The organism is Pseudomonas sp. PS02302 (genome assembly GCF_029959585.1).
Taxonomy (GTDB): Bacteria; Pseudomonadota; Gammaproteobacteria; order Pseudomonadales; family Pseudomonadaceae; genus Chryseomonas; species Chryseomonas aestiva.
Window position 1 is genome coordinate 23,763 of record NZ_JASCON010000061.1, and the last position, 8,635, is coordinate 32,397.

General features: G+C 64.8%; 10 protein-coding genes and 1 tRNA gene. 5 read left to right on the forward strand and 6 right to left on the reverse strand.

The features are described from left to right. Positions 1 to 12: 12 nt before the first annotated feature. The 3 genes from yajC to queA all read right to left on the reverse strand — a co-directional run bounded on the left by yajC (position 13) and on the right by queA (position 2,677). Complete coding sequence (yajC, locus tag QMX82_RS18605; protein ID WP_007162951.1) at positions 13 to 357, reverse strand: preprotein translocase subunit YajC; 345 nt, start codon at positions 355 to 357, stop codon at positions 13 to 15. Positions 358 to 504: 147 nt separating this feature from the next. Next, on the reverse strand, positions 505 to 1,623 hold the full coding sequence (gene tgt, locus QMX82_RS18610) for a tRNA guanosine(34) transglycosylase Tgt (protein ID WP_051226203.1): 1,119 nt from the start codon (positions 1,621 to 1,623) through the stop codon (positions 505 to 507). A 10-nt stretch (positions 1,624 to 1,633) separates the two neighbouring features. Next, positions 1,634 to 2,677 (reverse strand): tRNA preQ1(34) S-adenosylmethionine ribosyltransferase-isomerase QueA, encoded by a 1,044-nt coding sequence (queA, locus tag QMX82_RS18615; RefSeq protein ID WP_282286321.1) that lies wholly within the window; start codon positions 2,675 to 2,677, stop codon positions 1,634 to 1,636. 106 nt (positions 2,678 to 2,783) lie between these two features. On the opposite strand from queA, the gene QMX82_RS18620 reads away from it, so the two are divergent. Next, positions 2,784 to 2,868, forward strand: a tRNA-Leu gene (locus QMX82_RS18620). A 108-nt stretch (positions 2,869 to 2,976) separates the two neighbouring features. On the opposite strand, the gene QMX82_RS18625 is transcribed toward QMX82_RS18620, so the two are convergent. Next, a complete protein-coding gene (locus tag QMX82_RS18625; RefSeq protein ID WP_208694278.1) occupies positions 2,977 to 3,306 on the reverse strand; it encodes a DHCW motif cupin fold protein in 330 nt (109 codons plus the stop codon). Between the two features lie 198 nt (positions 3,307 to 3,504). On the opposite strand from QMX82_RS18625, the gene QMX82_RS18630 reads away from it, so the two are divergent. The 3 genes from QMX82_RS18630 (at position 3,505) to QMX82_RS18640 (ending at position 4,599) form a co-directional block, all read left to right on the forward strand. After that, positions 3,505 to 3,675 carry a hypothetical protein gene (locus tag QMX82_RS18630; protein WP_208694277.1) on the forward strand — a complete coding sequence of 57 codons (171 nt, stop codon included), beginning with the start codon at positions 3,505 to 3,507 and terminating at the stop codon, positions 3,673 to 3,675. A gap of 53 nt (positions 3,676 to 3,728) precedes the next feature. Then, positions 3,729 to 4,178, forward strand: a complete 450-nt coding sequence (locus QMX82_RS18635; protein ID WP_208694276.1) for a hypothetical protein — start codon at positions 3,729 to 3,731, stop codon at positions 4,176 to 4,178. Between the two features lie 100 nt (positions 4,179 to 4,278). Then, positions 4,279 to 4,599 carry a hypothetical protein gene (locus tag QMX82_RS18640; protein ID WP_282286330.1) on the forward strand — a complete coding sequence of 107 codons (321 nt, stop codon included), beginning with the start codon at positions 4,279 to 4,281 and terminating at the stop codon, positions 4,597 to 4,599. A 22-nt stretch (positions 4,600 to 4,621) separates the two neighbouring features. Here QMX82_RS18640 and lptG read toward each other — a convergent pair whose 3' ends face one another. Together lptG and lptF are read right to left on the reverse strand one after the other, a co-directional pair. Beyond that, the gene (gene lptG / locus QMX82_RS18645) at positions 4,622 to 5,683 is read right to left on the reverse strand and encodes an LPS export ABC transporter permease LptG (RefSeq protein WP_133863132.1); all 1,062 of its coding nucleotides are present in this window, start codon (positions 5,681 to 5,683) and stop codon (positions 4,622 to 4,624) included. Next, a complete protein-coding gene (gene lptF, locus QMX82_RS18650) occupies positions 5,680 to 6,792 on the reverse strand; it encodes an LPS export ABC transporter permease LptF (protein ID WP_208694274.1) in 1,113 nt (370 codons plus the stop codon). Before lptF ends, lptG begins: the two co-directional genes overlap by 4 nt. 171 nt (positions 6,793 to 6,963) lie before the next feature. Here lptF and QMX82_RS18655 point away from each other — a divergent pair, with 171 nt between their 5' ends. After that, on the forward strand, positions 6,964 to 8,463 hold the full coding sequence (locus QMX82_RS18655; protein ID WP_208694273.1) for a leucyl aminopeptidase: 1,500 nt from the start codon (positions 6,964 to 6,966) through the stop codon (positions 8,461 to 8,463). Positions 8,464 to 8,635 lie beyond the last annotated feature (172 nt).

Consider the following 8,635-nt stretch of genomic DNA (forward strand, 5'->3'; position numbering starts at 1 on the left):
ATTGAGGAAGGCTCAGAGCGCCTTCAGGGTGCCTTTCGGCAGGGTCGCGGCGATGGCGCCCTTCTGGAATTTCAGTTCGACGTTGTCGGACACTTCCAGCACCACGAACTCGTCGGTGACCTTGTTGATGCGGCCGGCGATACCACCGGTGGTCACCACTTCGTCACCCTTCTGCAAGCCGCCGATCAGGTTCTTGTGATCCTTGGTGCGCTTGGCCTGGGGACGCCAGATCAGGAAATAGAAGATCACCACGAAGCCGATCAGGAAGATGAACTGAATGTATTCACCTCCCGGTGCAGCGTTGGCGGCCGGCGCGGCAGCTTCCTGGGCCTGGGCCGTGGAAATCAGAAAACTCATTGCACTACTCCTTGCAGAGTTGGATGACGGAAAAAGAAGAGATGCCGGGGGTCGCTCGCAGCCGTTCCGACCGCTTCGGGACCCCGCTCACGCACCCGGCAAAGGACGCGCGAGCGCCGTTTCGCCTGGACGATCGGACAGGGGCTTTCAGCGGTCGAGCGGCGGCGTAGGCAGGCCGCGCCGAGCATAGAAGGCGTCCACAAAGTCGGCCAATTTACCCTCTTGGATAGCCTGGCGCAAACCGGCCATCACGCGCTGGTAATACCGCAGGTTGTGGATCGTATTCAGCATACTCCCCAGCATTTCCCCGCATTTATCCAGATGGTGCAGATAGGCCCGGGAGAAATGTTTGCAGGTGTAACAGTCGCAGGTGGGATCCAGCGGCGTCTCGTCGTGACGGTGCACGGCGTTGCGCAGCTTTAGCACACCGGTGTCGATGAACAGATGGCCGTTGCGGGCGTTGCGGGTGGGCATCACGCAATCGAACATGTCGACGCCACGGCGCACGCCTTCCACCAGGTCTTCCGGCTTGCCCACGCCCATCAGGTAGCGTGGCTTGTCCGCCGGCAGGTGCGGTGGCAGGAAGTCCAGCACCCGGATCATCTCTTCCTTGGGCTCACCCACCGACAGTCCGCCGATGGCGTAGCCGTCGAAGCCGATGCCTTCCAGCCCTTCCAGGGATCTCAGGCGCAGCTCTTCGTGCATGCCGCCCTGGACGATGCCGAACAGCGCCGAGGGATTGTCGCCATGGGCTTCGCGGGAGCGCTTGGCCCAGCGCAGCGACAGCTCCATGGAGCGGCGCGCGGTGTCGAAGTCCGCCGGATAGGGAGTGCACTCGTCGAAGATCATCACGATGTCCGAGCCCAGGGCGCGCTGCACCGCCATGGATTCCTCGGGACCCATGAAGACCTTGGCGCCGTCCACCGGCGAGGCGAAGTAGACGCCCTCTTCCTTGATCTTGCGCAGCGCGCCCAGGCTGAACACCTGGAAGCCGCCGGAATCGGTAAGGATCGGCCCCTGCCACTGCATGAAGTCATGCAGGTCGCCGTGGCGCTGGATCACCTCGGTCCCCGGCCGTAGCCAGAGATGGAAGGTATTGCCGAGGATGATCTGGGCACCGATGTCGGCGACGCTGTCGGGCAGCATGCCCTTGACCGTGCCGTAGGTACCGACCGGCATGAAGGCCGGGGTCTCGACCACGCCGCGGGGAAAGGTCAGGCGACCGCGACGGGCCTTGCCCTCGGTGGCCAGCAGTTCAAAATTCATGAAACTCATATCAGCTCTCCGGGCCCTGGGCCCCGGGATTGCGGGTGATGAACATGGCGTCGCCATAACTGAAGAAGCGATAGCCCTCGGCCACGGCCGTGGCATAGGCGGCCATGGTCTGGCGGTAACCGGCGAAGGCCGACACCAGCATCAGCAGGGTCGACTCGGGCAGGTGGAAGTTGGTCACCAGCGCATCGACCACGTGGAAGGGTCGACCGGGATAGAGAAAGATGTCCGTTTCGCCGGCGAAGGCCTGGAGCTCGCCGTCGCGGGCGGCGCTTTCCAGCGAACGCACGCTGGTGGTGCCGACGGCGATCACCCGGCCACCCCGGGCGCGGCAGGCGACCACGGCATCCACCACGGCCGGGTCGACCTGCAGCCACTCGCGGTGCATATGGTGGTCTTCGATGCGCTCGACCCGCACCGGCTGGAAGGTGCCGGCACCAACGTGCAGGGTGACGAAGGCGGTCGCCACGCCCTTGGCGCGGATGGCCTCCAGCAGCGGCTCGTCGAAGTGCAATCCGGCGGTGGGCGCGGCCACGGCGCCAGCATTGCGCGCATAGACGGTCTGGTAGCGCTCGCGATCCTCGGCTTCGTCGGGCCGGTCGATATAGGGCGGCAGCGGCATGTGACCGACCCGCTCCAGCAGCGGCAGCACCGGCTCGGCGAATTTCAATTCGAACAGCGCCTCGTGGCGCGCCACCATCTCGGCCTCGGCGCCGCCGTCGATGAGGATGCGGCTGCCTGGCTTGGGCGACTTGCTGGACCGCACATGGGCCAGCACCCGCTCTTCGTCCAGCACCCGCTCCACCAGGATCTCCAGCTTGCCGCCACTGGCCTTCTGGCCGAACAGCCGCGCCGGTATTACCCGGGTGTCGTTGAACACCATCAGGTCGCCGGATCGCAGATAACCCAGCAGATCGGCGAAGTGGCGATGACTCAGCTCACCGCTGGGGCCGTCGAGCACCAGCAATCGACTGCCGCGGCGCTCGGCCAGCGGATGACGGGCGATGAGGGATTCGGGAAGGTCGAAATGGAAGTCGGCGACGTGCATGGCAGGTAGATCTCGAAAGGCCGCACAGCTTACCGGAAGCGACCTTTTTCACCAAAGCACTTTGGATTGACCGGGCCTGCCCGCGTCCCTATACTCCGCCGCCATTGCCCCGGTGGCGGAACCGGTAGACGCGGCGGATTCAAAATCCGTTTCCGAAAGGAGTGGGAGTTCGAGTCTCCCCCGGGGCACCAAGTTGTACCTTCCAGGCCGCTGCTGAGAGGCATGGAAACTGAAGAAACCGCCCCTTGAGGCGGTTTTTTTGTGCCTGGCGCACCCTGGTCGCGGCCTCTATACAAGCCTCAATCCACGACGAACAATCTGGCGCCAGTAGCGGTCGAGGATCTGTGAGCCTCTGCATTGTCTGCCACCTGGTAGCTCATGCCAGCGGTCAGGGTGAAGAGGCGGCCATCGGCCAGCTCGGTATCCAGCCGACCCTCCAGGCAAAGTAGAATATGGCCCTTGCTGCACCAGTGATCGGCAAGGTAACCCTCACTGTACTCGACCATGCGGACCCGTATTGCACCAAACTGGCAGGTACGCCAAAGCGCTGAGCCGCTCGCTCCCGCATGGACTACAGGCTCGATTTTCGACCAGTCAGTGGTACCGAATGGAATGTCGCTCAGTTGCATGACGGCCTCTACCTTGGGCAGGAAGGATAGGTTACCCCGGCAGCAGGACGGTCAAGGGATACCGATTGGACGAATTTTCATGGTATGCAGCCTTGCGCTAATTGCGGTTTTTGTACCTTTGCGAATACGCCGACTCCCATCCATCAGGCACGCTCCTGATCACCACACTCCCGCTTTCAGCGTAGGGAAGGATGCCTTTTGAAATGGATATTGCTTGGCCTTGCGCTACTGCTGTCCGGCTGCAGTCACTACAGCGATGCCGGCCCGCTCTGCGAGCCGAGTCCGCTGAGCGGTGAGGACTGCCAGAAGCGGCAGCCAGTCGGGAATTACCTGATGGACAAGTATCACGAATGGGAACGCTACCAGTAGGCTGGGATTCTCGATTTGCTTATCACAGGCCAGGTATGAGGCGAACCGCTCCATTGCTGATCGTCCTCTTGCTGGGACTGCAAGGCTGCGCCATGCAGCAACCGGCTCGGCCGACTGGCACGGGTGTCGACCTGAATCGCTCCCCCAGCTGGACCCTGCAGGCCCGGTTGCACAGCGCCCTCTATGGCTGCGAATTGCTGGTACTGCATGGCAACAACGCCCGTCTCGCGGGCGAACAGGCGCGGCTGGCGGACTTTCGTCAGCGGCTGAGCAGTTGCCAGATGCAGGCCGCTGCCGAAGAGACGCATGCCACGGGCCAGTTACCCGCCGGCCAGGATCGGCTGCTGCGCAATGCGCAGAAGGCCTATCTGGCCGCCTGGCAGCGCTATCTGGCCGGGCTCACCATCGACCATCCGGCCGACTTGCAGCAGAAGCAGTCTTATCTTAAGGCGCGGTCAGCGCTGCTCGACGTGGCGACAGAAGCGCCCGGACATCCGCGCTGAGCCCCGCAAATGACCGGATAGCCAGCTGACCACCGGCAGCTGAAACTCAGGGGCAAAGCATGCAATAGTAAGACATCGATACGGACGCGAGATCTTGCGCATGGAAACGCTCTCCCCCCTCTCCCAGGTGGCGGTCAAGGACCTGGAAACGGCTCAGACCCCCGCCCGCTTCTCCCCGGCCTTCATCGAGCGACTGCTCTCGCGCTGCGAGACGCGCATGGACGAGATGGAAGCCTGCCCCGACATGAGCACGGATCTGCGCCTGATCCACATGCAGAACGTCGATCTGCTGGTGCGTACCGTGGTGGGCGAATGCCGCCATCGGGATCAGATCCGCCGGGTGCAGCGGATCCTGAACTTCTGCGAAGCGCACGCCGGCTGGTTGCAGCCGCAGCCGGCAGCGAGCAAGGGCGCCGCCTAGCGAGCGGCGCCGCCGGGCGGCCCTAGCCGGCCCGGCGCAGCAACAGCACCCCGGCCACGGCGCAGAGCAGCGCCGGTGCCAGCACGGCCAGCAGCGGCGAGAAGCCGAACACCAGGCTGGATGGCCCGAGCAGATCCTGGAAGATCCGCAGGGCGAAGCCGATGATCACCCCGGTGAAGATCCGCTGGCCCAGGGTCACCGAACGCAGCGGACCGAAGATGAAGGAGATCGCCATCAGCACCAGGGCGGCGGTCACCAGCGGCTGGAAGATCTTCGACCAGAACGCCAGCCAGTAGCTCTTATTGCTCAGTCCCTGATCGGCCAGGTAGTGGATGTACCACCACAGTCCGGAAATCGACAGCGCATCCGGCTCCATGATCACGGTGTCGAGCACCTGCGGCGTCAGCTCGACGTTCCAGATCACCTTGGGCTCCTGGCGGATACTGGTCTGGCGATTGCCGAAGTCGGTGATGCTGACGTTTTCCAGTTCCCAGTGATCGCCGCGATAGATGCCGCGCTGGGCGAAGCTGGATTGCAGCAGGTGGCGATTGTCGTCGAATTCGTAGCGCGTCACGCCCAGCAGCAGGCCGTTGGGCTGCACCGCGTTGACGTGGGTGTACTCGTGCCCCTGCCGATGCCAGAGGCCATGGCGCGAGCTCTGTGCCTTGCCGGCGCTCTGCGCCAGGGCACGGCCGCTTTGCGCCAGGTTTTCCGACCAGGGCGCCACGTATTCGCCGACCAGAATGCCAGCGATGAGCAGCACGAACATCGGCTTCATCACCGCCCAGACGATGCGCCCCAGGGAAACACCGGCGGCGCGCATCACGATCAGCTCGCTGCTGCTGGCCAGGGTGCCCAGGCCGATCAGGCAACCGATGAGCGCGGCCATGGGCAGCATCTCGTAGGCGCGCCGCGGCGAGGTCAGGAGGACGAACTTGAGCGCCTCGGCGACGCCGTAGTTGTCGTCGAAGTCGCCGAGCTGGTCGATGAAAGCGAACAGCAGGGCCAGACCGACGATCACGCCCAGCACCGCGAGGATGCTGACGAAGACCGTGCGCCCGATGTACCAGTCGAGCTTGTTCATGCCGCTACCCCCGGCTTGTGACCGCGCAGACGCGCCTTGAGCGGTTCCCAGAAGGCCAGCAGCAGGCCGAGCACCAAGAACAGCAGGTGCACGCCCCACAGGCCGATGGCCGGTGGCAGGCGGCCCTTGTCCAGGGCGCCGCGGGCGGCGATCAGCAGCGACAGGTAGGCCATGTACAGCAGGATCGCCGGCAGCAGCTTGAGGAAGCGGCCCTGGCGCGGATTGACCTTGGCCAGCGGCACGGCGATGAGGGTCACGATGAACACCAGGATCGGCAGCGACAGCCGCCATTGCAGTTCGCCGCGATACTGCAGCTCGTTGCTGCGCATGAGTTCGCCGGTGGTGACGGCGTCACGCTCGCTGATGTCCTCGCTGACCGCGGGCTTGGGCAGCAGCACGCCATAGGTGTCGTACTGCACCGCGCGGTAGTCGGCCTGGCCGGGGACGCCGTCGTAGCGGAAGCCGTTCTGCAGGATCAGGTAGCGACTGCCGTCCGGGTGGATTTCCTGCCGGCCGGTGTCGGCCACCAGCACGCCCACGCCACGGTCCTTGCCACCCACGGCGGAGGTGTTGCGCTCGGAAATGAAGACGCCGCCCAGCTGGCTGCGATCCGCCGACAGGCGCTCGGTGTAGGTGACCCGAGAATTGTCCCGCAGCGACTGGAAGCGGCCGGGTTCGAGGGTGTCGAACTCGGTCATGGCGTCCTGCTGGTTGAGGATGGTAGTGACCTTCTGCACGCCCAGGGGCGCCAGCGACAGGCTCAGCCAGGCAACCACCAGCGCCACCAGCGCGGCGGGCGCCATGCTGTAGGCCAGCAGGCGGCGCGGACTCAGGCCGGTGGCGGTGAGCACCGTCATCTCGCTGTCCAGGTACAGTCGGCCATAGGCCAGCAGGAAGCCGAGAAAGAGCCCCAGCGGCAGGATCAGCTGCAGGAAGCCCGGAATGCGGTAGGCCATGATGAGCAGCAGCACACCCGGATCCAGCAGGCCCTGGGCCGCCTGGGCCAGGTACTTGATGAAGCGGCCGCTCATGATGATCACCAGCAGCACGGCACTGACCGCACCGAGGGTGGTGAGAACTTCTCGAGACAGATAGCGGAAGACGATCAAACAGGATTCTCCAGGGTTGTCAGGCTCTGGCGCGAACGCTCACACTAGCTCGGCTGCATGGCTTGCGTTGCAAGGCCCACCCGTTGAAGGCCGATCGCCGGGAAAGGCCCTGGCGAAAGCCCCGCATTATATCCTGCGAACTCATGTGTTTGTCTTGGGGAGCTTCTCCTAATGGAATTCGTCGTCAAAAACGCTCGTCCGGAAACCCTGAAAACCGCCACGCTGGTCGTGGCCGTCGGTGAAGGCGGTGCGCTCGACGCAGCAGCCAGCGCCGTGGACGCTGCCACTTCCGGCGCCCTGAGCGCGGCCGTCAAGCGCGGCGACATCGCCGGCAAGGCCGGCCAGACCCTGCTACTGACCAACCTGCCCGGCCTCAAGGCCGAGCGCGTGCTGCTGGTGGGTAGCGGCGCCAGCGAAGGGCTGTCCGACCGCCAGTACCGCAAACTGACCAGCGGCGCCCTGAGCGTGCTCAAGAGCCTGGGCGGCAGCGACGCCGCCATCGCCCTCGGCGATGTGCCGGTCAAGAATCGCGACGGCTATGCCCGCCTGCGCCTGCTGGCCGAGACCCTGGCCGACGGCGACTACGTCTTCGATCGCTTCAAGAGCAAGAAGGCCGAGCCGCGGCCGCTGAAGAAGCTGACCCTGGTCACCACCAAGGCCTCCCAGCCGGAAGCCGAACGCGCCCTGGCCCATGCCCTGGCGATCACCCATGGCACCGCCTACGCCAAGGACTTCGGCAACCTGCCGCCGAACATCTGCAATCCGGTCTATGTGGCCGATCAGGCCAAGGCCCTGGGCAAGCAGTTCAAGGACGCCGGGCTCTCCGTCGAGGTGCTCGACGAGAAGAAGATGCGCGAACTGGGCATGGGCTCCTTCCTCGCCGTGGCCCAGGGCAGCGCCCAGCCGCCGCGCCTGGTGGTGCTGCAGTACCGGGGCGGCGCCAAGAATGCCCAGCCCTACACCCTGGTCGGCAAGGGCATCACCTTCGACACCGGCGGCATCAGCATCAAGCCGAGCGCCGGCATGGACGAGATGAAGTACGACATGTGCGGCGCCGCCAGCGTCCTGGGCACCTTCCGCGCCCTCATGGAGCTCAAGCCGGCGATCAACGTGGTGGGCCTCTTGGCCCTGGCCGAGAACATGCCCAGCGGCACCGCCACCCGTCCGGGTGACATCGTCACCAGCATGAGCGGCCAGACCATCGAGATCCTCAACACCGACGCCGAAGGCCGTCTGGTGCTGTGCGACACCCTCACCTACGCCGAGCGCTTCCAGCCCAAGGCGGTGATCGACATCGCCACCCTTACCGGCGCCTGCATCACCGCGCTGGGTTCGCTGGTCTCGGGCCTGATGGGCAACGACGACGCCCTGATCGACCAGGTCAAGCAGGCCGGCGATCGCGCCGACGACCGCGTCTGGCAACTGCCGCTGCACGACGAGTACCAGGAGCAGCTGGACAGTCCCTTCGCCGACATGGCCAACATCGGCGGCCCCAAGGCCGGCACCATCACCGCCGGCTGCTTCCTGGCGCGCTACGCCAAGGCCTATCCCTGGGTGCACCTGGACGTGGCCGGTACCGCCTGGATCAGCGGCGGCAAGGACAAGGCCGCCACCGGTCGTCCGGTCCCGCTGCTGGTGCAGTACCTGCTCGACCGCACCGCCGAGGCCTAAGCACCTGCTCAAAGTCTGCTGCGCGTCGGCCAAACGGCGTTGAAAAGACCTTCGGAATGCTCATTTACGTTTTGTAAACTCCGCTTCCTCAGGTCTTTTCGCCTTGTTTGGCTCTAGCTCGCGAGACTTTGAACACGCGCTAACGCCTATAGAGGCCGCGACGCCCCTGCGT